Origin of the sequence: Bradyrhizobium sp. 27S5 (assembly GCF_037217225.1) — a bacterium.
Classification (GTDB): domain Bacteria; phylum Pseudomonadota; class Alphaproteobacteria; order Rhizobiales; family Xanthobacteraceae; genus Bradyrhizobium; species Bradyrhizobium septentrionale.
The window spans coordinates 296468-320016 of record NZ_CP147714.1; the positions used below are offsets into that span (position 1 = coordinate 296468).

Sequence of the window (23549 nt, forward strand, 5' to 3'; positions counted from 1 at the left end):
CTAATGGGGCCTGCGCCGCCGAAAGATAGACGCGGTGTCAATCAGGTTTTCATTGATCATCTGACGAAGCTGCTCAAGATTTGCTTCTGCGGTCGCGCGACTTGGCGACCCCACGGGAGCTGCAGCGACCTGAATCTCAAACTCAGCCATGGCTGCTTTTAGACCACGCAAATTGAACTTGTTTAAGATATAGGCGCTGACAAGCGGGCCGGCGGCTCCGATGAAGACCGCAATCCATGGAGCCGCGCCCTCAAGAGCCAAGGTCCACGGCTCGCCTAATCCGAACTTCTGGGCAATGACGATCCAACCTGTACCAACGCCAGCCCCGGCGACTTTTGAAAGTGTGCCGGGGCCGCGCGGCCTATTGGTAATGTCGGTTGGAGGAGCGTCGCTATGCTGCTGCTCTAGTGCCGATGGTGATGTCATGCTTCTGCCGGATGCGGTCGTGCAGCGACACCAATTCCTTGGTGTCCATCTTCTGAACGCTTTCGGCAGTGATCTCCTTCACCACATATCCATCCTTATCGACGAACACGATGGACCTCGGAACAGAGTTTTTCCAAATCCCAAAGGCCAGCTTCACGATAGGAAAGATAACGGCAATGAAAGAAAAAATACCTAGGGCTCTCATTACTTCGAGTTCAGTCATGAGATTCACCTGAATAAATACGGCTTCAGCGTCACAATAACGGGCAGAAGCATGCCAAGTTCCCGCAGTGCGTGCAAGCGCCGGAACCTCAATTAGGAGGCGGAAAGTATCTTTAAAGGGTTAACAGGGCCATTTTGATGGCTTTTTGTCGGTTTGGCCAGCGAAATGGTTCAAGTGCCCTTGAAAGCGCCAACGGGACGGGCGGGCTTCCCCGGCCATCGCCCCCCTCTTCCGGCGCCGCTCGGCTAAAGCCCGAACTGCTGAGGGGCTGCAAATCCTCTAACCCTAGTAGTTATTCAGCCGACCGAGCCGGGGCCAAGGAAGCCCGACTCGAGGCCGACGCTGTGGCCTGCCAGGCGTGGACCGCCCGCAGGCTCGCGCACCCAACACTCCCGCGCACCTCCTGCAACGACTGAATGATCGAGCCTCGCCCACCGCAGACTATGCGAAGTGATCAATTTCGCCAAAGGCGCGCCTCCGGCTGACTGCCGAACGTCGGCTCGTCAGAAGCTTCGAGCTGCCCTTGCTGCGTTTGCTCACCGGCGCTAACGCTGGTCTTTGGTTTGCGGAGAGGATGCACGATGAGCAAGGCGCGCGAGTTTATCGATTTTTGGATCGAAAATAGCGTTCACGCTGTCGAACAATATCGGACCATCGGCGCGTCCCAGGATGTGGCCGAATTGAGCCGCCGACTCGTCGATGCTGCCAAGGAACAAAGTATCCCGGAAGCGGACCTGCAGGCTGAGATCGGGAATATCTCCGACTACATCACAGACCAGCTAAAGGCGGCGAATAGGGTTGAGAGCGAACGGCGTAAGCCTACCTAGGCGCCTTGCGGCAAGGCCAAGGCCGTCGACTGAGGCGGCCTACTCCACGCTTACGACGCCTTCCGCTTCCGCACCGATTGACGAAAGCTGCGTGAGAGCCTTGGCTACGACGACGCCGGACGACACCACCAAGGCTCACCCGCACAACGGATTGCCCCTTGAATAGCGTGAGCCGTCGCGTCGGTTGTCGTCCTGACCGGCGACGCGATTCTGCCTGGCTGCCCCCCCCCCTTAGAATAGGTAGGAGCCGATCCAATGTTGATGCTGTACCGTCAAACGTCGTTAGCCTTTCGGGCTGGACTCCGTGGAGCATCAGGATCTGACGATGTCTAAAGAGACTGCCAACTTGCGCGCCGAAGTTAAGAAGCGCATTGCCCAGATCGAAAGTATGACGCTAGTCCAGATTCAACGGGTCATGACGGATTGTATATCCGAGCGGTCTGCTGGCAGGATGACGGCATGTGAGGGCAATGCGTTGCGCCACGCGCTGAACAAACGGGTCGGCATTCTCGGACGAGACCTTGTCGCGACGCGGGAGAGCTAAAGCGACAGTGAGAGGCCGCGATCCCGAAGCCCGCGACGCCCAAGGAAAGAACTCAGAGGTGCGTGGCATATTCGAACAACCACACTTCCGTTCTTATTCAATCCCGGCTCGCATTTGTATTGGCCTTGCGGTCTTAAGCGCCGTCCTGCTGGTCGGGATAATAGTGACGCACGTCGGGCCGTAAGGCAGCTCCCCGTATCCTCACTTGGTTGATTGGGGATTTGCTGTGATGCCGTTCTGCCGCTGGAGACGAATAGGAGTGAGCCATGACTCGCCGCATTACCTGCATTACCAGGCTGCCTAACCATAAAGACCGCCATCGGCGTATTCAAGCAGTCGGTGGTTCAGGATGGCAAGACTTGGAAGAAACAGCCATTGCAAACGTCAGACGCGACAAAAGCTCTTATGAGGTCACTGAGCAGGGCAAGACGGTCAAGGTGACCGTCAAAAAACACGATGGTCGCGAGTACCTCAAGACCGCGAACGATCGTTTTCTTCCCGACAATCTTCTGAGTCTTCCGGATTGCCCGTGACCAGCATGTCGGCTCTCGCGCGCCGGCCGGAGGGCATTTTCGTTTCAGACTTCGAGCAAGGCGAGATGGCCCCGACCTCTTCAGGAAAGCTTGCGAGTTTGGATTTGAAGGTCTGGTATCGAAGCGTTCGGATCGGCCATACCGCGTCGGCGGCCCTAGCGGCCGATCCGAATCAAATATTCGTTGAACATCGGCACGGTGAACGCCGTATCACCATGAGCCGGGCTATACACCATTCCCTTTTTTATCAGGGAGCTTCTAACTGGAGCAACGCTTTCGACCGGAACTCCGAGTTCGGTTGCGATATCGCCTGAGCGATGAGCTCCCGGCCCAAGCGCTGCCATGGCAAACATGTAATCCTTCTCGCGAGGCGAAACGCGATCGAATCTCACACGGAAGAAGCTGTCGTCGAGGTTAGACCTCGCTGCTTCGCTAGCTGCCTTTACATCTTTAGTTGTGATTTTACCGGAGCCGGCTTTGGCCGCATTCCAAGAGTGGTATCCCCACTCCTGAAGAAAATATGGATATCCGCGTGTTAGCTGGACCGCCAGTTTGAGCGCCTGAGGATGCCAGTCGACGCCCTCTCGCTTTGCGGGTTCCTTCAAAGCGCTTGCGGCATCTTTTTCGTTCAGTGCGTCCACCTCTGGGTAGTCAAAGAGACGCTCAGCGTATGATTTTGCTTTGCCCGCAAGGCCGACCAACTGAGGCAAGCCCGCACCGATCACGATTAGGGGTAACTGTTTCTGCGAAATGCGATGAACGGCCATAATGAGAGCGCTGAACTCAGTCTCTTTGATGTATTGAAGCTCGTCGATGATTATCGCGCAGTATTCCTTGCTTTAGCAGCGGCGCCAATTACCTCGAAGAGATCAGCCAGGTCTGTGTCGAGGTCCCCACTGTCGCCGGTACCTTTCTCTGCGTCGATGTCCAAACCAATTTCCACCTCGCCCACCGTAACCTTAACCGCTTTGGCAAATGACTTCAGCACCATCATTCCGCGCTTTACCGCGACGGTGACTTTTTCCTTGGTGTCGAGTTGGAACAGAATCTTTCGCAAGCATGGGATTAGAAGCTCCGGCAGAGACTTGCCTTCTGGCGCCTCAATCACCGTAGCGGTGTAGCCATCATCCTCAGCGATCTGGGCAATTCGATTCAGCAGAACTGTCTTTCCGACGCCCCGGAGCCCGACCAACATAAAGCTCTTCGCATGTCGCCCCGCTTTAACACGAGCAAGTGTTGTTTCGGTCCGGCTGACAATCTCGCTACGACCGGCAAGCTCGGGCGGCTGGCTCCCGGCACCTGGAGCATATGGGTTCGCAACTGGGTCCACTTTAGCTCTTAAAAAAATTATGGGCAAATGAGCTAAGTTGCACAAGGGGCTTGGGTCAACCCGACTAAAGGGTAACTTACAAATCTATAGCGATCTTATGCTGGAATCCGATAAGTTTCATAAGATCGGTCAACCTAGTTTAAGATTCTAGTGAGGCCTACGATTCGTCCGACTATGAGCAGGGCGAGATCGGCCCGGACCTATTCCGCAAGGTCTGCGAATTCGGCGACCGTCAATTGAGCCATCTCACACTGGCCTAATTTTGTCTTTCAGCTTGCGATTGATGAGCATTTCAGCGCGGCGCTTTGCCAACTCTGGCAGGCGCGTTCTCACGGTGCTCCGCGTTTTTGAATCGTCGAGATGAATGACGATCTCGAACTGATCCTCATAGCGGCGGATCACGTCGAACGAAACGCCCCTATGGGTGAAAGTCTTCGGCATTGGTAGGGGCTAACAAATGCCGCGCGCCAGTTGCACCGGAAAGCTACGGGAATTCGTCCCGCTGCAGGAATGCCCCTATGCCTGCGACACCCAGCCGCTCAGGATGCACTGCCTCGACCCAACCCTCTTGTGGCGCCCGATCACCTCTCCTCGGTCTAAGGTCCGAGGTGGGCGGCAAGCCCCAACTAAGGGGGGCTCGGGCTGCCCGGGCTTATCGCCCTTCCTACGCCGCGACGCCCTGGGCGGCGCTCGCCGCATGCAGCATCAGTCGCTCAAGCTTTTGGCCACGGTCACAACGCCCGTTGATGGATTGACTGCAAATCGCCCATTGGAGTCATCGACCATTTCCCAAACAACCGTGCCTTCGTAGGCGGCATTAATCGCCAGCGTTCCAAGCACGTCGCCAATTTCGGCGTCCGCAGCGATCTCGCTGTTGGACAACGTTATGCAACTAGCGGGAAGAATAATCTGGATGGGTCCGCCGGCCGACATTTCCGGCACCATGAAGTCTAGTGAAGTTGAGATACCCATTGTTTGACCTTTCGAGACTCTCTCATTGAGGCAGGCGCAGCGCCGTGAAACGCGTCGGCATTCCGATTGAGATGGCCGGGGACACGAATGCCGCGCGAGCACCGGAAATATGCCGGCATGCCTCTTCAATGGAGCGGAGCACGATCTCAAGCAGCGTATCGGCGCACGGCAAACGATCAGGAGGCTGCGATGAAAGTAGCCGCTCAAGCTGACGCTGAACTTCAGATGCAAGGCTGAAACTGAAACGCGGATCAGCTAACAACTCTGCCAGAATGTGGCCCTCGTGGCTCACTTGCCCGCATCAGTAACCAGGGTGATAGCCGCGCGCACGTTGTTCTTGGTGACGTGGGAGAGCGTGCCATTGCCGACCTGCTTCGTTAGAAGCGCGACGACTTTGGCCTCGAGGTTCTGCACGCCGGCCGTGTCGAGGTCACCGGCCGCGCAGCGGATCATTGCCTTGTCGGATTTGGAAAGCTCAATCACGCCGCCGTCCTCTCAGTTCGGATTCCATTGCTCGCCGCATAGTCGTCGTAGCTGGCGAAAAAGATGCCAGTCTCCAATTCCTCCGGCGTCGCCTCGCGTTTTACCTTCCGGTCGAGGTCAACCACGACAGTGCGGTTGCCCTCCTTGCTGAGCCAAGCGACGCCGACCTTGGCTTCATGAGGCGCGGCTGCCTGATTGAACTGAACAGGTGTGGCCTCCGCCTCGCGAATGATCTCTTCACGCGCCATCTCGATCGCGCGCTCTGCGACCTCAATTCCTCGTTGCAGATCCTCGACTTCCTTCAGGGTGTCGCCGTGGAGGCGCTTCAGCTCGCGATCCACGAAAAACTTGTGATCATTGTCCAGGATGCCGGAGACGATCGCCGGCATCTCCGTGATCGCCTGCACCCACTCGGTGGGCAGGTTGTCCCGGTTCTTCGAAAGATACTGGTTGCGCTTTTCATCGTTCATGCCAGCCAGGAAGCCGCGGATCTCCAGCCTGCGCAGGTAGCCAACCGCATCGGCCTTGTCGGTCTGCTGATCGAGCGAGATCCGGCCGCGCAGATCATCAAGCTCGCGCTTGGCCACTGCTATTTGCTGCCGGCTGCGCTTCAGGGACGGGGCGTGCGTCGCGGCGAATGACAGCACATCCGCCTTCAATCCTTCGCCGGTGAACCTGCCGGACGATGCCGACGTAGCCTTGTGTGCTTCGACGGCATCGACGGTGTCGAGCGCTGCCAAATAGGCTTTCTCGAGTCGGGCCAGCGTCGAACCCGGTTTAGCTTCGAGCTCCCAGAATCCGACGGTGCGGCTGTTCTGACTCGTGAGTGACGATTTCCGAATAGTTCGACGACCTTTGACGTTGGTGCTCATGCGTAATCCTCGTTAATTCCAACCGACGTAGTGGCCGGGTTTGGGTTTCTCGCCTTCCGGGAAAAGGCCCTGTCTCGGCTGCAAGCCGTAATGATCGTGCGGCTCGGAGCCATACGTACCGAAGGTGATCCTGGCAGCGACCGGCATGGTCATCAGCTCAGTGAGTGCCCAGACGAGTGCATCGGCACGATCTGGCGAGCCGTCGCCGCCGTAGCCCTCGCCCGTCATCGCCGCGAGTTGATCCTCAAGCTCAGTGAAATTGCCGGCGTGACGAACCCTGCTCTGCTCATACAGGGCCGCGATCGGCTCAGCGCGTTGGATTTTGCCCCTGCTCGCCGTGACTTCGCGATAAGGCACGTTCGGATCGACAGTGCGGATGACGTGCTGCACCATTGCGCCGCCGAAGTTTCGTTCGGCAACGATGCGGTCGGCCTTAAACTCACGGTAGGCAGCAACGGCCCTGGCGCCCCATATCGCAGGTGATGCTTTGATCGTGCGATCCGCGAGGATATAGCCAAGGCCATCAACACCGAGGCCGGCAACGACGATGCCAATGGCGTCTCCCCCGTCCTGCTGGCCGCTGGTGCCGGATGGATCGATTGCGACGACAACCCGCCTCAGGCCGGGAACGGTGCCCGTGAACCGCGCGCGCTCGAGCATGTCACGGGTCCACAATGCGCCCGCGACATCGTCCAGGATCTCGGCGTTCAATTCCTGACGGCCGAGCCGCGTGCCCTCGTAGCGCTGACGTATCGCGGCAAGGAAGGTTGGCGCAAGGTTCGCTTCGTTCTCGAAAGTCGAGCCACGCGTTACCACCACGTCGCGACCTTCACGGGCCAGGATCTCCTTCAACAGCTTGATTGGCCGCGGCGTCGTTGTGGCGAGCCAGCGCGGATGCTTGCCGAGCCGCAAGCCGAACATGAGCATGTCCCAGGTCGCCTGCGGGTCGTTCCAGGCAGCTAGCTCATCGGCCCACGCGGCATCGTGCTCAGGACCACGAAGGCGGTCAGCCTCCTCGCTGGAGAAGGTGGTCGCGATGGCGCCATTCGGCCAAGTCAGCCGGCGTTTGGAGGGCTCGTATTGCGGTCGATTCCACGGGGGCGCCATTCGCAGCAGGCCGCTTTGACCCTCGACCATCGTGTCCCGCGCGTCGGCAGCCGTGGGTGCCACCAGCGCAATCCGGCCAGCAGCGGCAGTTTCAACCAGCTCGTTCACCCAGCCGGAGCCAGTAAATGTCTTCCCGAACCCTCTGCCTGACATCAGGAGCCAGCCGAGCCAGTCACCCGGCGGAGGCAACTGCGACGGACGCGCCTTCGCACGCCAGCCGCCATCGGCCAGCGAGTCCGCCAGGCGTGAGGCAAGGCTAGGCGGCGACATGGTCGATTACCCGACTCGTGGACGGCCCTGGCAGCCCCGCTGGTGAGTCCTCCTCATCCAGGTTGCGCAGTGCTGCCACGACGGACGCACGCGCATCAGGGAACGGCGCAAGGGCTCTGAGCATGGTGGCCTGCATCCTCAGAAAGGCGGGATGTTCGGCCAAGACAGCGATGTTGTTCGTGATGTTGACGCTATGGGCCATCGAGCCCAGCTCGCCGGTGACGCGGGCAATGGTTTCGAGCGTGGAGACTAGCCGGCCGGCGATAAGCGCGGCGCCTCGTCCGTCGCCGGCTTCGTTCATGCTCGCAAGCTGGCCAGACAGCACAGTGCGGACCATCCGGAGATAGTCGAGGACGCTATCGCCCTCGCTTGCCGCCTTCTCTGCCAGCTCGGCCAGTTGAGCCGGGCCACACAGGTAGGTGGCCTTGGTTTCGGCAGAGACGTGCTTGGACCAGTGGCGCCAGATCGCATCACGATCGACGCTGAATTTCTCGGCCAGGCTATCGAGGGAGGCCCCGCCAGCTCGCAGCAGCTCGATGCGCCATCGTTCAGGATGGCGGCAGACCTGGCAGCGGTGGTTAGCGGGTTTGTCGCCCATGGTTGCGTAGCTTTCCGTACATCCGGGAAAGCCCGCTCGGTCATCGACCGCCATGGGCACATCGGCGAACCGATGCAGTTAATCTAGCGCGATAATCTGTAGCGTTCAAGAGAATGTTTGTGCGTAGGATTGTGCGCACCAATGCGAACTGTAAATATTTTGAGATCTGCCGCTGAAATATAGACAAGTCGGCGGATGATGTTTCCGCCAAGAGCGCTCGGCGCGGCGTGATATCCGACGCAACAACACTAAATCACCGTCGCGCGGCCGAACCGGCGTGGGCTAGGCGTGTGCCAGCCAAACCCGTTTTTGTGCCATGGCACGGCACGGGACATCTGTGGGACATTTACGGGACACTGTCCCGGACCCCGAACCCGGACGGACAGGGACACACCCCTATAGGGGTGTCCCATGTCCCGTCCCGTGTCCCGATTATGCCGCCAGCCAGATTAGCTCGTGGCCGTTGGCAAGCTCTCCGCCAACAAGGTTGAGGTCTCGAGCCTGCTTGAAGTTTCTCGCCCAGGCTTTGCGTTCAGCTTCGTTGCGGTCCCCGTCGCCCGTGCTGACATAGCGCTGATTGTGGAGGGCTCTCGCGGCCTGGACCGTAGTTGCCTTCACCGCGGGGCCATCGCCCCCTCCGATACGGTGATCCCTGCCTGCCTCGAGAACGGCTGCGTTGATTGCGTCGCGCACAAGCCGGAGCCCCTTGCCCCACCGGTTGACGCGGCGAGCCGGTGTCTCGGGGTCGACCTCATCGCCACTGACGATGTTGACCGTGATCGGGTCGCCATCCTCATCGAGGCCGAACTGATGAACATCCGACTTGAAGGAGAACAGTGGGCCTTCCGCCATGTCGTTTGCCTTGACGACGGTGGCGGTCTTGATGTCCTCGCCGGCAATCGTCACCATGACGTCAGCATCGCCTAGGATTGCGTTGGAGCCTCTCGCGCCGCGGCTCTCGTCCTTGCCGGTATGGCCCACCAGCGCGACGTGCGGACGGCCCAGCTTCTCTTTTATCCGCTCGATATTGGCGAAGACTTTGCCCTGATCCTTGGCCTTGTCTTCATCACCACCACTGGCCGCCATCAGCTTCGCAAAGGTATCGAAAATGATGACGCCAATGACCTCGCCCGTGAACTCTTCTGCGTTCTTCACAGTCCGCACGACCTTGGCGACGCTCTCGGGGGTAAAAAGGTCGATGGTGCTCGAAACTATTGAGATAACGCCGGGCCGCTCTGGATCAATAGAGATTCCCGTGCGGGCGATTTGCGCTTCAATACGTCTCCGCACCAGATCGGCACGCTCAAGGGCGAAGTAGATCACGCCGACGCGGCCCTTGGATTTCCGCCCGTGCCAGTCCCGACCAAAGGCGGCGCTGATGGCGAGGTCCGACATCAGGGCAGACTTGAGACTGCCGGGCGGGCCGATCCATGCGGATGTTTCACCCCAGGCGACGGCGCCCTTGATGATCCACATTTTCTGATGGTCTTCGGCGCCGATAAAGTCGCCGAGCGTTTGGTAGGCGTAGCCCGGCCCGAATTCTTCGCGTTTGGCCTCGGCCGCAACGGCGACCTTCCGGCGCGCGGCCTGTTCGGCATAGGCCTTGTACCTGGCGTCTGCCTCATTGGGCCACGTCACGGGCTTGCGCGGCCGTTCGATCGCGCCAAGACAGTTGCCGGCACTATCATAAGCCAAGTGCTCCTCTGGAAATTCCGGCTCGCTCATTCGGCACCCATCAATTCTGGGTACACAAGATCTAGCGCGCCCAACTCTTCTAACTTCTGATCAACCTCCGAACTTGAGAGCTTGTTGTTCTTGAGCTTGATGCCGATCACCCGGGCCTCGCTGGCAAGCCACATCGAGCGGCTGTACATGAAGCGCAGCCCAGCGAGTTGTAACTGCTTCCGAATTGCCGGATCGGAGACCATAAGGCGATGGTTCATGCTACATCACCGCCTGGACTAATGATGACCCGCTCAATCCTTAGCTTATTTTTGTCCGCGGCAGATGCGATCTCGGCAGCGAGCTTGAGTGGTAGGACGACCAGCGGTACATTGCGATCGGCCCGTACGATCAGGAGGTCGCGAGCCTCGAGCCAGCGATACAGCTCTCGGAAGCCGTTAGCGCGACACTTCACCTCTGCGACGCGATCCACATCCAAAACCGGAATCGTCACGTCGCCAACGAATGAGCCGCCGGCAGATCCGGACAGCGGAACGCGCTCGGCTGCAAAGCCGCGATCTTGGAGAAATTTGACAATCGCGCGCTCGGCTCGGTTGCCCTTGTCACGTGATGCTCTGCCGCCCTTCATCGCTGAGCCTCCCCATACGCGAGAGGTGCGATGATCGACGCCATCGTGAGGCTGATGGCGTAGCGGCGCGTCAGACGTGCGGCTTGAAGTTTTTGAAGAGGTGCTTTAGATTCCAAGGCGTCTCGCCAGACACCAATATTCGGAATCGGGTCGCCCTCTTGGCGGCCCCTTTCGTTTTCAGCCATGAACTATGCGGCCTCCGACTTCAGGAGTGCGGCGGCGTCGAGTAGTCCCCGGATCAGCTCGAGGAGATAATCGGCTCCGACGACGACGTGGCGCGGTGTTGGCTCCCAATCGTGGTCGCGGTGGCGCTCGAAAACACGGATCTCAGCTTTGGTGGTCCCGTTGAAGTCTCTCAAAGAGATCCGGTATTCTTCTCTGCCGGTAGATTTCTTGACGGAGGCGACAAGCCGCGGGTGGTTGGAGATCGTCATCTACGCGACCTCCGCAACATTTCGGGCCGCGATCTTTGACGCGATCCAGGTATCGACCTCTTCCGCATTCCACGCGCGGGACTGTTTCGAGATGGGGAAATTCTTCGGAAACCAGCCCTCGCGCATACCCCGATATATTTCCGAGATGCAGAGGCCGGTTCGCTCTTGAACGCTACGAATACGCTCGAGTCGCAAGGCCATATTGTTCTCCTGTGTGTACGCTTACGTGCGCCTACGTTCGGAGAAATGCCCTGTTTGGTGCGCTGTCGCTATTTGTCGGTGGTCGCTGATTAGCGGCTAATTGGCGGCTATTTCGCCTTGGACTCGGCGGCCTTCAGCTCCTTGAGAGCCTTACGACAGGTGTCGCGGCTGGCCCCAAATTCGGCCGCCATAGCCGTCTCCGACCATTTTTGCACTTCTTCAATGCCAAATTTTCGCATTTTAGCCTTCACGGTCTCGCGCTTATCCACCTTCGGGCCGCGGCGTCGACCGCCTGCGCCATCGTGCTGCGGTTGCTTCCCTACCAAGGGCTCTTCAGGGGGCGTCACGATGAGAAGTGAACCATGCCTGAAGGGGCCAATGCCTCTGCTAAGCATTGTTTCCGCTGGCCTCGTCCTCCATGCGTGACGTCCGATGGGGATGATTCTTCCGTTCCAAGTATCCAATTCTGCAGCCTTGAGTTCGCCGGCTTCAAGCTTGCTGAGAAAATCTGCGCAAACTTGCTCGTAGCGAAGTCGGGCCTCTCGCTCAGCCTGGTACTCGGCAGATGACGGGTCATCCAAGGACGGAGCGAACGTAACGCCCCCGCTACCCCTCATTCCTGATCCGGGTGTTACCTTCGCTTTTTCATATTCGGCGATCGTCCACAGTCCGGCGCGGGCGCTATATTCCATCTTACCCGTCCAAGCATCGCCGAAGATCTCATGGCCGATGGCGTCGAACACGTCGCGGCTCCACATGTAACCCGAGGGCGCGCGTCTTTTCATTGCCTCACCCCACCGAACGCGCAAAACGCCGCCCAGTCCTCCATCATCTGCCGGCGCTTTTCACGCATATCGCCGCGGCGGTACGCCGCTTCGACCTTGTCACCGACCGTATGCGCCAGTGCCAGTTCCGACATCTCGTTGGGATACGCGGTCTGCTCGCTACACCAATCCTTAAATGTCGAACGGAAGCCATGAACCGTTGCGATAGTCGGGGCGACCCCCAGATCTTTTAGGACCTCTGCCAGGGCCATGTTAGAGAGTCCAGCGCCCTCCTTGGCTCCAGGAAACAGGAAGTTACCCTCCTTCGGCAGCCCCTCGAGTAATTCGAGCGCGCGCCTAGATAGCGGCACGACATGGTCTCGTTTGCGACCGCCCTTCCTGCCCTTCAGACGAGCCGCCGGGACGATCCAATTGCCATCTCGGATCTCGTGCCGGATGGCCCCGATCGTGTCGCCGGTCCGGCACGCATTTAGAATTGTCCACTCCAAGGCCCGCGCGCTGATGCTGTTGCGGCTCCTAAGCCTCTCCATGAACTGAGGCACCCCAATGTAGGGCATCGCCGGGTGGTGCTCGACAGGTGCCACCTGTGCCCGTCTTGGCAGCAGCTGGTCCAAATAGCCGGTCCAACGGGCAGGATTCTCGCCGGTTCTCAGTTTCAGTGCTTTGGCTCGATCCAACACCTTTTCGATCCGACCGCGGACCCTGCTGGCGGTTTCCGTCTTGGTGGTCCAGATCGGCTGCAGAATTTTCATCACGTGCCCCTCGTCAATGGCGCCGACGGGGAGCGATCCAATAACAGGGTATGCGTACCTTTCGAGCGTCGCCGTCCACTGGTTGGCGTGCTTTGGGCTTTTCCAGCTCATCTCGTTCGCAGCGATGTAGCCTTCGGCGCACTCCTTGAAAGTTGTCGCCTTCGCTCTCTCAGCGGCCAGTGCGGCCTTGCGGGAGTTCCGCTGCTCGATCGGATCGACGCCGTCAATCACAAGCAAATGGGCCGCGTTTGCCTTTTTTCGGGCATCGGCTAGCTTGACGTTGTCGATATCGCCGAGGCCCATCTTGCGGGCAACGCCCCGGATCATAAATCTGAAAACCCAGGCCCTGGTGTTCCGATTGCTAACCTGCAGATACAGCCCACCCCCGTCGCCGTAGAGGCCGGGCTTTAAGTCCTTGCGATCAATGAATTTGACGGAGAGTTTATTGGCCACGCGGCCCATAGCGCACCATGCAATTGTACAACGCTACGTACAAATCGATCCTAGCAATGTTCGCACGAGTTCGCAATAGTTCGCATTGAGAACCCGGTATATACGATTGAATAATTGTGCATTTCCGCATCAGTGCGGCGGAGTACGCACTAGAACGATGGGGACTCCCTCTCCGCCATTCTTCGTTCTGTCTGGCTTTGGGTTGCAGGCCACCCCTGCCGGACCAGGGCCAAGAGTGTCTCCCGAAACTTCGCGCGGACTCACCGGCTCCTCAACATGACACGGATGGATTTGAGCGCGCGACCCGCGCAACCGTTGTCGCGGGCTACCGGGCGCGCACAGCTCAGACGCGGCGGCCGTTGCGCGGCCTCGATCGGATAAAAGCCCGCGTCATTGCCGGCGCGGGTATGCCGACTTCGAACGCAGCGTGTTGGTGCGGCCGTGCCTCGGTAACCTTAATTTTTCCTTTCGATTGTCGATAAAGTTTTATCGATTATCCTGGTGACAGTTGAGCGGTGTGACGAACCGCGCGATGAGAGGCAGCGAAGAGCCGAGTGGCTTGACAACCTCTCTGAAATCGAAGGGTGGGCAGAGCGCAGTGCCAGCCACCTTTCGGGCTGTCCGGCGGCGGCCGGCAGGGCAAATCAATTCCTGAAGTGCTTTTGATTGCCAGGCTGCGGTGCATCTCGCGCCGCATGACGTAACGCTTATCAATCGGGATGTTCCACGATGTCGTTCGCGCATTTCTTGATCGCGGTCGGTGCCGTTTCTTTGTTGCTGGCCAGCTTCATCGCATTTGCCCTTTGGAGAAACGCGCTCCATTCGAGGGCGCGGATCTAACAACAGGCGAGATTGAGCTCCGACGGCCTCGTTCATGGGGATGAGCGAGGCTGGCGGAATGGCCGCACCGCCGCGCGGCCTGACAGCCGAGCACCGCGCCTTCCACCTACCCCAAGGCGACGCGTGCTCGGCTGTTCACTCTCTGATCAGCCGCATCGTTCGAAACATTGATTGCGTGAACGCAATAGCCGCGGGCTACTTTGCATGGGGTTGTTTTCGATATTTTGGTGGGAGCCGTGGCCACCAGGCTGCAATCAGATCCGTGCCGAGGGAGGACCCGGACAATCCCGTCTATCGCTAGCGGGTATACGCACCGAGGTCCAACCTGCGCCCGATCGCGATCGCCTCGAGGAAAGCTCATCGTGGCTGACGACCAGCAGCGCGCCGTCATAGGCACGCAGCCCGGCCTCGACTGCTTCCATGGAAGAGATGTCGAGATGATTGGTCGGCTCGTCGAGGACCAGCAGCGGCGGGGGCGTCACGCCGCCCAGGACACAGGCGAGGCCGGCACGCAGCAGCTGGCCGCCGCTGAGGCTCGAGACGGTCTGCAGCGCGGCATCGGTGCGGAACATGAATCGCGCCAGCGCGGCGCGACAGGCGTTCTCGCCGGCATTCGGATTGATGCGCCGGAAATTGTCCAGGATGGAGGCTGACGCATCGAGCAGGCTGACGGCCTGATCGAAACATCGCAAAGCGGGTCATCACCTCGACAGTGCCGCGCGACGGCGACAGCTCGCCGCTGACGAGCTTGAGCAATGTCGTCTTGCCGGCGCCGTTGGGCCCGACAATCGCAACGCGTTCCGGCCCCGAGATGGTGAAGGTGAGATCGCGCAGGATCGGCGCTTCCGGTGTGTAGCCGACATCCGCGGCTTCGATCCGCAGCACCATCCTGCTCGCCGGCAGCTGCGTCGACGGCAATTGCACCGAGAACGGTTGCAGCACCTCGATGCGCTGCCGTGCCGTGGATGCAAGTTCGAGCGCGTGCGTCCGCCTGCGCTCGGTGAGACGGGCGTTCTCGCCGCCGCTATCTTCGGCGCGATCCTTGCGCAGTCCGGCGGCGATGCGCGGCATGTCACTCTTGGCGCGCTTCTTCGCGCCGGCGCCATCCTTGCGGGCCTTGCGCTCGGACGTTTCCCTCGCCTTGCGGTCGATCTCGGCGACGCGCTTCTCGGCATCGGCCAGATCGTGTCTTGCTGCCGAAAGCTCGACGGCCCTGCGCGCGCGGTACGCGCTCCAATTGCCGCCATAGCGTCGGGCCTCCAGCGAGGTCAGCTCGACGATCGCATCCATGCTCTCCAAGAGCTCACGGTCGTGGCTGACGATGATGGCGCCATGGCGCCAGTCGGCGAGCAGGTCGATCACCGCCTTGCGCCCCGCGCGATCGAGATTGTTGGTGGGCTCGTCGAGCAGCAGAAAGTCGGGCTCTGCAAAAGTCAGCGCGGCGAGGCGCGCCCTGGTGGTTTGCCCGCCGGACAACGTTGTCAGCGGCGCGTCGAGCACATCGTTCAGTCCGACGCGCTCGAGCGCGGACGCGATGCGCGTGTCGAGCGTCCAGTCGACATCCGCAAGCTCGTCAGCGCTCGCATGGCCCTGTTCGGCCCGGCGCAGAGCGGCCAGTGTGTGGCGCGCACCGAACAGATCGACGACGCATTCGTCCGGTGTCAGCTGAACCGTCTGATGCAGCATGGCGACGCGTCCCTGAACCGAGACCGTGCCGGAGTGCGGCGTGCGCCGGCCCGCGATCAGGTCGAGCAGCGTCGTCTTGCCGACGCCGTTCCTGCCGACAAGGCCGGTGCGTTCGGGTCCGAAATTGAGATCGATATTGGAAAGGAGAGCCCGGCCGTCAGGCGCGGACAGGGTCAGATGCGAGAGCGTGATCGATGCAGGCATGGCGATGGATATCCCCGTGGGCAAGGCTGATGGGCATTGCTGTCAGGGTGAAATCCATGGCTGTCGGCATCCTCTCGGAGTGATGGTCGCGGTGATGTAGTCGCGTATTAAGCCGGGATCAAGGCGCGACGCGTGTCGTCACGCCGCTGCGGCGAAGGTCCAGCGGTCGGGATCTGGCGTGTGGCCGATCAAGGCGAGGCCGTAGGCGATCGATTCGAACTGATCTGCCGAGGTCAGCCGCGCCGCGCCAAAGCGCTCGGCGAACAGGCGCTGCACGGCCGGCACGAACGAGGTGCCGCCGGTCAGGAACACCTTTTCCACGTCGCGCGCGGCGATGCCGGACTTTGCCAGCGCTTCGTCGACGGTTGCGCCGAGACGTTCGATGTCGTCGGCGATCCAGGATTCGAAATCGTCGCGCGTCACGGTCGCGCCGATATCGATGCCTTCGCGGGCAAAGCGGAACTCGACGCGGTCGCGGCTCGACAGCGCGACCTTGGTGTCGGATACGGCGCGGTAGAGCGCAAAGCCGAGATCGTGGTCGACGATGGTGATGAAGTCGTGCAGCGGCGCCGGATCGAGCGCGGTGCGCGCGAGCTGCTGCAATTCGCGCAAATCGCCATTGCCCCTCATCATCGCGAGCTGATGCCAGCGGGCGAGGCTCGAATAATAATGGTTGGGGATCGGCAGCACCTTGTCGAACGAGCGGTAGTTGGTGCCCTTGCCGAGCCGCGGCGAGACGATGTGGTCGACGATCCGGTAGTCGAAAGTGTCGCCGGCAATGCCGATGCCGGCGTGTCCCAGCGGTTCGGCGCGCAGCGCGCCGCCCTTGCGCGAGAATCGCATCACCGAGAAGTCGCTGGTGCCGCCGCCGAAATCGGCGACCAGCACCGTGGCGTCGTGGTCGAGGCTGCGCGCAAAGGAGAACGCGGCGCCCACCGGCTCGTAGACATAGCGCGCATGGCCGGCGCCGAGCCGCTCGAACGCGGCGCGGTAGCGCTGCATCGCGAGCTCGTCATTGGGATTGCCGCCGGCAAAGCGCACCGGGCGACCGACCATGATGGTCGGCGCGCCGAGATCGAAGCCGTCGCCGGCGTGGCGCGTCAGCGTGCGCAGGAACGCCGCGAGCAGGTCCTCGAACTTGTAGCGCTGCCGGAAAATCTGGGTGGTGTTGAAGGCCGAGCTTGCAGCAAACGACTTGAACGACTGGATGAAGCGATGGATCGTGCGGCCCTCGAGGAACTGCTCGATCGCCCACGGGCCGCCCTCGGCGCGCGGATGCAGGCCGGCGCCCGGCCGATCCTCCCAGAAGCACAGCGCGGACACATAGACGCTATGCGTGCGGCCGCCATGGTCGAATCTGATCGCCTCAACGCGGCCGTCGGCGTCGGACAGCGCGACCACGGTGTTGCTGGTGCCAAAATCGACGCCAATCGAGACGGCGGGCGGAGCGCTCGACATTTTATGCTCGGATCTGTGATGTGAAGGGGGCGGACCTTTAGCGGCTTTGGCCGGACTTGCCAACCCTTTCTGGCGCGCTGCGCGCACTCCGGGAACAGGCTGTGACGCAGAGGTGACGAATGTTCAGCGAAACGTGAATCGGCCCGCTCTTCCCGTCCTGCGCGCCCGCTGCTCTATAGCGCCGGACAGGGTTTCACGGCACACGGCATGGCGCGCAGGAGAAGCGGATGACACTCAACCCCACGGCCAAAAATTATCGTGTCGCGGTCGCCGCTTACGAGGCCGGCCGTCCCAGCTATCCCGCCGATATTGTCGCCGCGCTGCCGCTTCAGGCCGCGCGCTGTGTCGTCGATCTCGGCGCCGGAACCGGCAAGTTCACCCGGCTGCTGCTTCCGCATCTGTCCCCGACCACCCGTCTCGTCGCGGTCGAGCCGGTTGCCGAGATGTCGGCCAGGCTGGCGAACGAAGCCGGGATCGAGGTGATCAACACGCGCGCCGATGCGATCGATCTCGCAACCGGCAGCGTCGATCTCGTCACCTGCGCGCAGGCGTTCCATTGGTTCGACAACGAGCCGTCCGTCGCCGAGATCGCGCGACTGTTGCGCCCCGGCGGGACGCTGGCGCTGGTCTGGAACAACAGGGATGACCGCGCGCCGTGGGTCGACGCGTTGTCCGTCATGATTGAAGGCTACGCGGGAGATACCCCCCGGCAACGCTCGGGGCGTTGGCGCTGGATCCTGAACGATCCCCGCTTCGTGCTCGAGAGGGAAATCGTGCAGGACCATCCGCATCGGATGCCGCGACAGGGCGTCTATGAGCGCGTCGTGTCGACGAGCTATGTCGCCAACCTTCCCGACGCCGAAAAGGCGGTCCTTCGTGACAAGGTCGACGACGTCCTGCGTGAGGCTGGTCTCGGCCAAGCTGACGAGGTGGTGTTTCCCTATGTCACGCAGCTCTATTTGCTGAAGCGGGTCTAGGTCCGTTCACGACATCGCCGCGCGATGCCTCACTTGCCGGTCACGATCTTCCATTGTCCATCGGCACCACGGCGTAGCGCCGGGTCGCCGATGCGGATGTGTTGTGCGAGAAAATCGATGAAGGCGCGCACCCGCGCCGGCAGCGGACCGGCATGGCCGACATAGACCGCGTGGATGTCCTCGCGGTCGCCGGGATTGAGGTTTTGCAACACCGGCACCAGACGGCCGGCCTCGATATCAGGACCGATGTGGAACAGCGCCAGCCGTCCCAGCCCGATCCCGCCGAGCGTGAGTTGGCGTGCCGCCTCGCCGTCGCTGACGCGGGCGACCGGCGGCGGCAGTGCTTCCTCGATCCGCTCGGCCCGGCGGAACGGCCAGCCGCGGATGCTGCGTGGAAAGGTCCAGCCGATGCCGCGATGCGCGGCGAGGTCGGCCGGCGTCTTCGGCGTGCCAAAGCGGGCGAGATAGGACGGCGCGGCGACCACCACCATGCGGCTGGTGCCGAGCTTGCGCGCAATCAGCCGCGAGGCGCCGAGCGGGCCGACGCGGATCGCGACGTCGGCGCGCTCCTGCATCAGATCGACCAGCGTATCGGTCAGCACGATGTCGAGCGTGATGTCGGGATGCTCGCGCATGAAGCGCGGCAGCAGCGGCATCACATGCAGCATGCCGAACGGGATATTGCTGTTCACGGTGAGATGGCCGCGCGGCACGCAGGAGGCGGCCTCGCGTTCGGCCTCATCGATGTCGGCGAGGATGCGCTGGGCGCGCTGATAGAAGGCCTGCCCCTCCTCGGTGAGCTGCAGCTTGCGCGTGGTGCGGTTGACCAGCCGCGTGCCGAGCCGCGTCTCGAGCCGGGAGACCAGCTTGCTGACGCCCGACGGCGTCTGGCGCAGGCTGTTCGCGGCAGCCGTGAAGCCGCCGAGATCGACGACACGGACGAACACGTCCATCTCGCCGGAGCGATTGGTGTCTGATCGGGCCATCTTGAATTCACGTCACAAATGATTGGATTGACGCCATTCTAATCCTTCTGGCGCGGCCTCGCTATGTCGCATTGCGGAATCCTCATCCGGAGCGACACATGCCTGCTGCAGTCCTTGCCTTGACCGCCGGTGCCTTTGGCATCGGCACCACCGAATTCCTCATCATGGGACTGCTGCTGCAGGTCGCCGCGGACATGCAGGTATCCGTGTCCGCAGCGGGGCTGTTGATCTCCGGCTACGCACTCGGCGTATTCGTCGGCGCTCCGATCCTGACGCTGGCAACGCGACGGATGCCGCGCAAGGCGGTGCTGCTGGCACTGATGGCGATCTTCACGCTCGGCAATGCCGCCTGCGCGCTGGCGCCGAACTACGAACTGCTGATGGCCGCGCGCATTCTGACCTCGCTGGCGCACGGCACCTTCTTCGGCGTCGGCTCGGTCGTGGCGACAAGTCTCGTTCCGGAAGACAAGCGCGCCTCGGCGATCGCCACGATGTTCATCGGTCTCACGGTCGCGACCCTGCTCGGCGTGCCGTTCGGCGCCTGGTTCGGCCTGATGCTCGGCTGGCGCGCGGCGTTCTGGGCGGTGGCTGCGATCGGCGTGGTCGCCTTCATCGTGCTGGCGGTGCTGGTGCCCGGCCATGTCGGCGCCAAGGACAAGCCGGCGCTGCTGCGCGATGAACTCGCCGTGCTCGGCCGCCCGCAGGTGCTGCTCGGGCTTGCGATGACGGTGTTCGGCTTCGGTGGGTTGTTCGCGGTCTTTACCTACGTGCAGCCGATCCTGACCCGGCTGACCGGATTCTCCGACGCCGCGGTGTCGCCGATCCTGCTGGTGTTCGGCGCTGGACTCGCGATCGGCAATGTCGCGGGCGGAAGGCTCGCCGACAAGGGACTTGCGCGGGCCCTGCTCGTGTCGCTCGGTGGCCTCGCTGCCGTCCTCGTGGCGCTTGCTGCCGTGGTCTCGATCAAGGCACTGGCGGTGGCGCTGCTGTTCATTCTCGGCATCGCGGCGTTCGCAACGGTCGCGCCGCTGCAGCTTCGCGTGCTCGAAGCCGCCGGTGTCGAAGGGCGGACGCTGGCGTCGAGCCTGAACATCGCCGCCTTCAATCTCGGCAATGCGCTCGGCGCCTGGGCCGGCGGCGTCACCATCGATCGCGGCCTCGGCCTCGGCGCGCTGCCGCTGGTGGCGGCGCTGATCACCGCGATCGGGCTGTTGCTCGCACTGTGGAGCCTGCGTCTCGATCGACCGGTCGTCCTCGCCACGCAGTGCCCGGCCGAGTGAATCGCATCGACACCGCCAACGTCTATTGCAACGGTGCGTCGGAGGAGATTCTCGGCGCCGCGATCAAGGGCCGCCGCGACAAGGTGTGAGTCCGTCGCAGGTTCGCCGGCGTCGCTGTCTCACGCCTCGGCGCTGTGCTCGCAGACTTGCCTGCGGTATTCCGCCGGCGTCACGTTCATGTGCTGCCGGAACACGCGATTGAGGTGGCTTTGGTCGGCGAAGCCGGCCAGCAGCGCGATCTCCTTCAGCGCGACGCGGTCCTTGCGCAGATGCTGGCAGACATGCTCCACCTTGCGCCGCAGGACATAGGCATGTGGCCGCGTGCCGTAATGCACGCGGAATTTGCGGGCGAACTGGATCGGCGTGCAATTGCAGATGTTCGCCAGCTCCTCCAGCGTGATGTTCCGGAAGATGTTCTGCTCGATATAGTCCTCGATCAGCCTTGCATGCGCCGGCCTGAAACGTCCCTGCGCGCACGGCATCTTGAATTCGATCGCCGCATATTTCCGCAGGATGTGCACGCTCGCCTGCAGCGCCAGCGCGTCATAGCACAGGCGTCCGCCCGGACCACCTGCGGCAACCTCCTGAACCATCTGGTCGTTGATCCAGGTCAGCATCGGATCTTCGGCCTTGAGCAAATCGTGCAGTTCGATCGTCTCGGCATCGCGGTCGAAGGCATCGCTCGCGGTCTTCATCATGAGGGCGGGAGCGATATAGAAATGCGTGACCTCGATGTCATTCTTCCAATGCCAGCTCGATGGCTCCGCGCGGGTCAGCAATGACGTGACGCCGCGACCGACGTGATCCTGCTTCCACGCGCCGGTGACGCGGCGGTTCATCGACGTCACGCCGTCGCGATAGAGCACGAGGAGGAAGTTGGCCGACGGCGGAACCCAGATGTCCGACGGCGCATAACGGAAAATCCGCAGCCGGAAATCGTTCCGCCCGACCGCCGCACTATCCAGCTTCAGCTCACCGGGAGCGTAGCGCGGCAGCTCCTCGACCGTGATCAACTGGCCCATCGCGCGAGCCTCCTCCTTGGAGTCTGTCCCTGGAATCCCTGGCGCAGTTGACCGCTGCTTCTTGGCCGGATGGCTTGGCGCAGAATAGGCCACTTTCGCCGGTTGCCAAGCCGACCAATGGCCGGTGGTTCGATTGAACGGCGGCGTTCAAGAGATTGTCGGTTTCATCCAAGCCGTCAGGTCGAACGGCCCGTAGCCTGCCCTTCGTTTCGGCACAGTGCGTGCGGCCGAGACCCAATTGACGCAACGCACCATCATCCGGCGACAGGCGGGGTGGGAGCGTGTGTGAAGCAAAACACAGGAGGAAACGATGACCGAGGCCGTCACAAGGTCCAATGGAAGCAATGGTGCGCGTGCCACGACCAAGCTCGACGCCGTTGTCGTCGGCGCCGGCGTCGCCGGTCTCTATCAGCTGTTCCGCCTGCGGGAGCAGGGACTGAACGTCCGGGCGATCGATGCCGGATCAAGCGTCGGCGGCACCTGGTACTGGAACCGCTATCCCGGCGCGCGTTTCGATTCCGAAGGCCACACCTATCAGTACCTGTTTTCCGAGGATCTCTACAAAGGCTGGAGCTGGAGCGAGCGGTTCCCGGGGCAGCCGGAAATCGAGCGCTGGCTGAACTACGTCGCCGACCGCCTCGACCTCAAGAAGGACATCCAGTTCGGCACCACGGTCAAGAGCGCGCACTTCAACGAGGCGACGCAACGCTGGCTGGTGACGACCGACCAGGGCGATGTGATCGACACCCAGTTCCTGGTCACCTGCTGCGGCATGCTCTCGGCCCCGCACGTGTCCTTCCCAGGACAGGAGACATTCAAAGGCAAGCTGTTCCACACTGCGCGCTGGCCCAAGGGGCCGATCGAGCTCGCCGGCAAACGCGTCGGCGTGGTCGGCAACGGCGCGACCGGAATCCAGGTGATCCAGACGATCGCGGCAGAGTCCGGTCATCTCAAGGTGTTCATCCGAACGCCGCAATACAGCATCCCGATGAAGAACCCGAAATGGGATGCGTCGGATGCCGAAGCATACAAGTCGAAATTCAAGTTCCTTACCGAACGGCTGCCGAAGACGTTCACCGGATTCGAATTCGACTTCGAGCACGTCTGGGCCGACCTGACGCCGCAGCAGCGTCGCCAGGTGATCGAGGACTGCTGGAACGACGGATCCCTGAAATTGTGGGTGGCATCCTTCGCCGAACTGTTTTTCGACGAATCTATCAACGCCGAGATCACCGAATTCGTCCGCGAGAAGATGCGCGAGCGGATCAAGGATCCCAAGCTGTGCGAGTTGCTGATTCCGTCGGATTACGGCTTTGGCACGCACCGGGTGCCGCTGGAGAGCAATTTCCTCGAAGCCTTCCTCCGGCCCAATGTCGAGATCGTCAGCGTCAAGGACAATCCGATCGCGCGTATCACGCCCGAGGGCATCCAGACCGCAGACGGCACTGTTCACGAGCTCGACGTCATCATCCTGGCGACAGGGTTCGACGCCGGCACGGGCGCATTGACGCGCATCGACATCCGCGGTCGCGACGGCCGGTCGCTGAAGGAGGATTGGGGCCGCGATATCCGCACCACGATGGGCCTGCAGGTTCATGGCTATCCGAACCTGTTCACGACCGCGGTGCCGCTCGCGCCCTCGGCCGCGCTCTGCAATATGACCACCTGCCTGCAGCAGCAGGTCGAGTGGATCGCCGACTGCATCAAGTATTTGCGCGGCAAGAACCTCAACGTCATCGAGCCGACCAGGGACGCCGAGGATCAGTGGGTGGCGCATCACGACGAGACCGCCAACGCAACGCTGATCGCGAAGACCAACTCCTGGTACCTCGGCTCGAACGTCGAGGGCAAGCCGCGCCGGGTGCTGTCCTACTGCGGTGGCGTCGGCACCTACCGCCAGAAATGCGACGAGGTCGCCGCAAGCGGCTATCTCGGATTTGTCATGCAGTAGCGCCGCGATCGCGATCCGGTGCCG

The 23549-nt window shown here is 61.6% G+C and carries 28 protein-coding genes and 1 pseudogene; 6 read left to right on the forward strand and 23 right to left on the reverse strand.

What is annotated here, in order from left to right:
- Together WDM24_RS01450 and WDM24_RS01455 are read right to left on the reverse strand one after the other, a co-directional pair.
- The gene (locus WDM24_RS01450) at positions 1-426 is read right to left on the reverse strand and encodes a hypothetical protein (protein WP_338830167.1); all 426 of its coding nucleotides are present in this window, start codon (positions 424-426) and stop codon (positions 1-3) included.
- Positions 392-649: a hypothetical protein gene (locus WDM24_RS01455; RefSeq protein ID WP_338830168.1), complete on the reverse strand. Its 258-nt coding sequence runs from the start codon at positions 647-649 to the stop codon at positions 392-394. The genes WDM24_RS01450 and WDM24_RS01455 overlap by 35 nt, the downstream gene beginning before the upstream one ends.
- 581 nt (positions 650-1230) lie before the next feature.
- On the opposite strand from WDM24_RS01455, the gene WDM24_RS01460 reads away from it, so the two are divergent.
- Positions 1231-1476, forward strand: coding sequence for a hypothetical protein (locus WDM24_RS01460; protein ID WP_338830169.1), 246 nt, complete (start codon positions 1231-1233; stop codon positions 1474-1476).
- An 810-nt stretch (positions 1477-2286) separates the two neighbouring features.
- Positions 2287-2553 (forward strand): DUF3892 domain-containing protein, encoded by a 267-nt coding sequence (locus WDM24_RS01465; protein WP_176535459.1) that lies wholly within the window; start codon positions 2287-2289, stop codon positions 2551-2553.
- A gap of 155 nt (positions 2554-2708) precedes the next feature.
- Here the strand turns inward: WDM24_RS01465 and WDM24_RS01470 are convergent, their stop codons facing one another.
- The 19 genes from WDM24_RS01470 to WDM24_RS01560 form a co-directional block, all read right to left on the reverse strand.
- Entirely contained in the window at positions 2709-3320 is a 612-nt protein-coding gene (locus tag WDM24_RS01470) for a hypothetical protein (protein WP_338830170.1), read from the reverse strand.
- A gap of 50 nt (positions 3321-3370) precedes the next feature.
- Positions 3371-3883, reverse strand: a complete 513-nt coding sequence (locus WDM24_RS01475; RefSeq protein WP_338830171.1) for an ATP-binding protein — start codon at positions 3881-3883, stop codon at positions 3371-3373.
- Between the two features lie 246 nt (positions 3884-4129).
- Complete coding sequence (locus WDM24_RS01480) at positions 4130-4324, reverse strand: hypothetical protein (protein WP_176535461.1); 195 nt, start codon at positions 4322-4324, stop codon at positions 4130-4132.
- 264 nt (positions 4325-4588) lie between these two features.
- Positions 4589-4855, reverse strand: coding sequence for a hypothetical protein (locus WDM24_RS01485; protein WP_176535463.1), 267 nt, complete (start codon positions 4853-4855; stop codon positions 4589-4591).
- A gap of 22 nt (positions 4856-4877) precedes the next feature.
- Entirely contained in the window at positions 4878-5147 is a 270-nt protein-coding gene (locus WDM24_RS01490; protein ID WP_338830172.1) for a hypothetical protein, read from the reverse strand.
- On the reverse strand, positions 5144-5338 hold the full coding sequence (locus WDM24_RS01495; RefSeq protein ID WP_338830173.1) for a hypothetical protein: 195 nt from the start codon (positions 5336-5338) through the stop codon (positions 5144-5146). The genes WDM24_RS01490 and WDM24_RS01495 overlap by 4 nt, the downstream gene beginning before the upstream one ends.
- A complete protein-coding gene (locus tag WDM24_RS01500; protein WP_338830174.1) occupies positions 5335-6210 on the reverse strand; it encodes a hypothetical protein in 876 nt (291 codons plus the stop codon). The genes WDM24_RS01495 and WDM24_RS01500 overlap by 4 nt, the downstream gene beginning before the upstream one ends.
- Before the next feature lie 12 nt (positions 6211-6222).
- Positions 6223-7587 carry a DNA-packaging protein gene (locus WDM24_RS01505; RefSeq protein ID WP_338830175.1) on the reverse strand — a complete coding sequence of 455 codons (1365 nt, stop codon included), beginning with the start codon at positions 7585-7587 and terminating at the stop codon, positions 6223-6225.
- Positions 7574-8239 (reverse strand): hypothetical protein, encoded by a 666-nt coding sequence (locus tag WDM24_RS01510; RefSeq protein ID WP_338830176.1) that lies wholly within the window; start codon positions 8237-8239, stop codon positions 7574-7576. The genes WDM24_RS01505 and WDM24_RS01510 overlap by 14 nt, the downstream gene beginning before the upstream one ends.
- A gap of 378 nt (positions 8240-8617) precedes the next feature.
- Positions 8618-9910, reverse strand: a complete 1293-nt coding sequence (locus WDM24_RS01515; RefSeq protein WP_338830177.1) for an AAA family ATPase — start codon at positions 9908-9910, stop codon at positions 8618-8620.
- Positions 9907-10128 carry a hypothetical protein gene (locus tag WDM24_RS01520; protein WP_338830178.1) on the reverse strand — a complete coding sequence of 74 codons (222 nt, stop codon included), beginning with the start codon at positions 10126-10128 and terminating at the stop codon, positions 9907-9909. Before WDM24_RS01520 ends, WDM24_RS01515 begins: the two co-directional genes overlap by 4 nt.
- Positions 10125-10496, reverse strand: a complete 372-nt coding sequence (locus WDM24_RS01525) for a putative PDDEXK endonuclease (RefSeq protein ID WP_338830179.1) — start codon at positions 10494-10496, stop codon at positions 10125-10127. Before WDM24_RS01525 ends, WDM24_RS01520 begins: the two co-directional genes overlap by 4 nt.
- The gene (locus tag WDM24_RS01530) at positions 10493-10681 is read right to left on the reverse strand and encodes a hypothetical protein (protein ID WP_338830180.1); all 189 of its coding nucleotides are present in this window, start codon (positions 10679-10681) and stop codon (positions 10493-10495) included. Before WDM24_RS01530 ends, WDM24_RS01525 begins: the two co-directional genes overlap by 4 nt.
- 3 nt (positions 10682-10684) lie before the next feature.
- The gene (locus WDM24_RS01535) at positions 10685-10930 is read right to left on the reverse strand and encodes a hypothetical protein (protein ID WP_338830181.1); all 246 of its coding nucleotides are present in this window, start codon (positions 10928-10930) and stop codon (positions 10685-10687) included.
- Positions 10931-11131, reverse strand: coding sequence for a helix-turn-helix transcriptional regulator (locus WDM24_RS01540; RefSeq protein ID WP_338830182.1), 201 nt, complete (start codon positions 11129-11131; stop codon positions 10931-10933).
- 107 nt (positions 11132-11238) lie between these two features.
- Complete coding sequence (locus tag WDM24_RS01545) at positions 11239-11874, reverse strand: hypothetical protein (RefSeq protein ID WP_338830183.1); 636 nt, start codon at positions 11872-11874, stop codon at positions 11239-11241.
- A gap of 38 nt (positions 11875-11912) precedes the next feature.
- Positions 11913-13130 carry a tyrosine-type recombinase/integrase gene (locus WDM24_RS01550; protein WP_338830184.1) on the reverse strand — a complete coding sequence of 406 codons (1218 nt, stop codon included), beginning with the start codon at positions 13128-13130 and terminating at the stop codon, positions 11913-11915.
- Between the two features lie 1218 nt (positions 13131-14348).
- Positions 14349-15851, reverse strand: coding sequence for an ATP-binding cassette domain-containing protein (locus WDM24_RS01555; protein WP_414645666.1), 1503 nt, complete (start codon positions 15849-15851; stop codon positions 14349-14351).
- A gap of 138 nt (positions 15852-15989) precedes the next feature.
- Positions 15990-17309, reverse strand: a complete 1320-nt coding sequence (locus WDM24_RS01560) for an Hsp70 family protein (protein WP_338830185.1) — start codon at positions 17307-17309, stop codon at positions 15990-15992.
- A gap of 227 nt (positions 17310-17536) precedes the next feature.
- Here WDM24_RS01560 and WDM24_RS01565 point away from each other — a divergent pair, with 227 nt between their 5' ends.
- Positions 17537-18286 (forward strand): class I SAM-dependent methyltransferase, encoded by a 750-nt coding sequence (locus WDM24_RS01565; RefSeq protein ID WP_338830186.1) that lies wholly within the window; start codon positions 17537-17539, stop codon positions 18284-18286.
- A 29-nt stretch (positions 18287-18315) separates the two neighbouring features.
- On the opposite strand, the gene WDM24_RS01570 is transcribed toward WDM24_RS01565, so the two are convergent.
- Positions 18316-19272 carry a LysR family transcriptional regulator gene (locus tag WDM24_RS01570; protein ID WP_338830187.1) on the reverse strand — a complete coding sequence of 319 codons (957 nt, stop codon included), beginning with the start codon at positions 19270-19272 and terminating at the stop codon, positions 18316-18318.
- 98 nt (positions 19273-19370) lie between these two features.
- Here WDM24_RS01570 and WDM24_RS01575 point away from each other — a divergent pair, with 98 nt between their 5' ends.
- A complete protein-coding gene (locus WDM24_RS01575) occupies positions 19371-20552 on the forward strand; it encodes an MFS transporter (RefSeq protein WP_338830188.1) in 1182 nt (393 codons plus the stop codon).
- Positions 20549-20638 (forward strand): annotated as a pseudogene (locus tag WDM24_RS01580) (aldo/keto reductase); the annotation flags it as partial. The gene WDM24_RS01575 and the pseudogene WDM24_RS01580, both read left to right, overlap by 4 nt.
- 33 nt (positions 20639-20671) lie before the next feature.
- On the opposite strand, the gene WDM24_RS01585 reads toward WDM24_RS01580, so the two are convergent.
- The gene (locus WDM24_RS01585; RefSeq protein ID WP_338830189.1) at positions 20672-21574 is read right to left on the reverse strand and encodes an AraC family transcriptional regulator; all 903 of its coding nucleotides are present in this window, start codon (positions 21572-21574) and stop codon (positions 20672-20674) included.
- A 310-nt stretch (positions 21575-21884) separates the two neighbouring features.
- Between WDM24_RS01585 and WDM24_RS01590 the strand changes: the two genes are divergently transcribed.
- Positions 21885-23525, forward strand: coding sequence for an NAD(P)/FAD-dependent oxidoreductase (locus WDM24_RS01590; protein ID WP_338830190.1), 1641 nt, complete (start codon positions 21885-21887; stop codon positions 23523-23525).
- Positions 23526-23549 lie beyond the last annotated feature (24 nt).

Bases quoted from the DNA above. Each gene is read 5' to 3' on its own strand.
- WDM24_RS01455 (WP_338830168.1), bottom strand. From the start codon at position 649: ATGACTGAACTCGAAGTAATGAGAGCCCTAGGTATTTTTTCTTTCATT.
- WDM24_RS01570 (WP_338830187.1), bottom strand. From the start codon at position 19,272: ATGGCCCGATCAGACACCAATCGCTCCGGCGAGATGGACGTGTTCGTC.
- WDM24_RS01500 (WP_338830174.1), bottom strand. From the start codon at position 6,210: ATGAGCACCAACGTCAAAGGTCGTCGAACTATTCGGAAATCGTCACTC.
- WDM24_RS01560 (WP_338830185.1), bottom strand. From the start codon at position 17,309: ATGTCGAGCGCTCCGCCCGCCGTCTCGATTGGCGTCGATTTTGGCACC.
- WDM24_RS01550 (WP_338830184.1), bottom strand. From the start codon at position 13,130: ATGGGCCGCGTGGCCAATAAACTCTCCGTCAAATTCATTGATCGCAAG.
- WDM24_RS01510 (WP_338830176.1), bottom strand. From the start codon at position 8,239: ATGGCGGTCGATGACCGAGCGGGCTTTCCCGGATGTACGGAAAGCTAC.
- WDM24_RS01450 (WP_338830167.1), bottom strand. From the start codon at position 426: ATGACATCACCATCGGCACTAGAGCAGCAGCATAGCGACGCTCCTCCA.
- WDM24_RS01460 (WP_338830169.1), top strand. From the start codon at position 1,231: ATGAGCAAGGCGCGCGAGTTTATCGATTTTTGGATCGAAAATAGCGTT.
- WDM24_RS01485 (WP_176535463.1), bottom strand. From the start codon at position 4,855: ATGGGTATCTCAACTTCACTAGACTTCATGGTGCCGGAAATGTCGGCC.
- WDM24_RS01535 (WP_338830181.1), bottom strand. From the start codon at position 10,930: ATGACGATCTCCAACCACCCGCGGCTTGTCGCCTCCGTCAAGAAATCT.
- WDM24_RS01555 (WP_414645666.1), bottom strand. From the start codon at position 15,851: ATGCCTGCATCGATCACGCTCTCGCATCTGACCCTGTCCGCGCCTGAC.
- WDM24_RS01585 (WP_338830189.1), bottom strand. From the start codon at position 21,574: ATGGGCCAGTTGATCACGGTCGAGGAGCTGCCGCGCTACGCTCCCGGT.
- WDM24_RS01525 (WP_338830179.1), bottom strand. From the start codon at position 10,496: ATGAAGGGCGGCAGAGCATCACGTGACAAGGGCAACCGAGCCGAGCGC.
- WDM24_RS01520 (WP_338830178.1), bottom strand. From the start codon at position 10,128: ATGAACCATCGCCTTATGGTCTCCGATCCGGCAATTCGGAAGCAGTTA.
- WDM24_RS01590 (WP_338830190.1), top strand. From the start codon at position 21,885: ATGACCGAGGCCGTCACAAGGTCCAATGGAAGCAATGGTGCGCGTGCC.
- WDM24_RS01575 (WP_338830188.1), top strand. From the start codon at position 19,371: ATGCCTGCTGCAGTCCTTGCCTTGACCGCCGGTGCCTTTGGCATCGGC.
- WDM24_RS01515 (WP_338830177.1), bottom strand. From the start codon at position 9,910: ATGAGCGAGCCGGAATTTCCAGAGGAGCACTTGGCTTATGATAGTGCC.
- WDM24_RS01505 (WP_338830175.1), bottom strand. From the start codon at position 7,587: ATGTCGCCGCCTAGCCTTGCCTCACGCCTGGCGGACTCGCTGGCCGAT.
- WDM24_RS01530 (WP_338830180.1), bottom strand. From the start codon at position 10,681: ATGGCTGAAAACGAAAGGGGCCGCCAAGAGGGCGACCCGATTCCGAAT.
- WDM24_RS01470 (WP_338830170.1), bottom strand. From the start codon at position 3,320: ATGGCCGTTCATCGCATTTCGCAGAAACAGTTACCCCTAATCGTGATC.
- WDM24_RS01540 (WP_338830182.1), bottom strand. From the start codon at position 11,131: ATGGCCTTGCGACTCGAGCGTATTCGTAGCGTTCAAGAGCGAACCGGC.
- WDM24_RS01565 (WP_338830186.1), top strand. From the start codon at position 17,537: ATGACACTCAACCCCACGGCCAAAAATTATCGTGTCGCGGTCGCCGCT.
- WDM24_RS01465 (WP_176535459.1), top strand. From the start codon at position 2,287: ATGACTCGCCGCATTACCTGCATTACCAGGCTGCCTAACCATAAAGAC.
- WDM24_RS01480 (WP_176535461.1), bottom strand. From the start codon at position 4,324: ATGCCGAAGACTTTCACCCATAGGGGCGTTTCGTTCGACGTGATCCGC.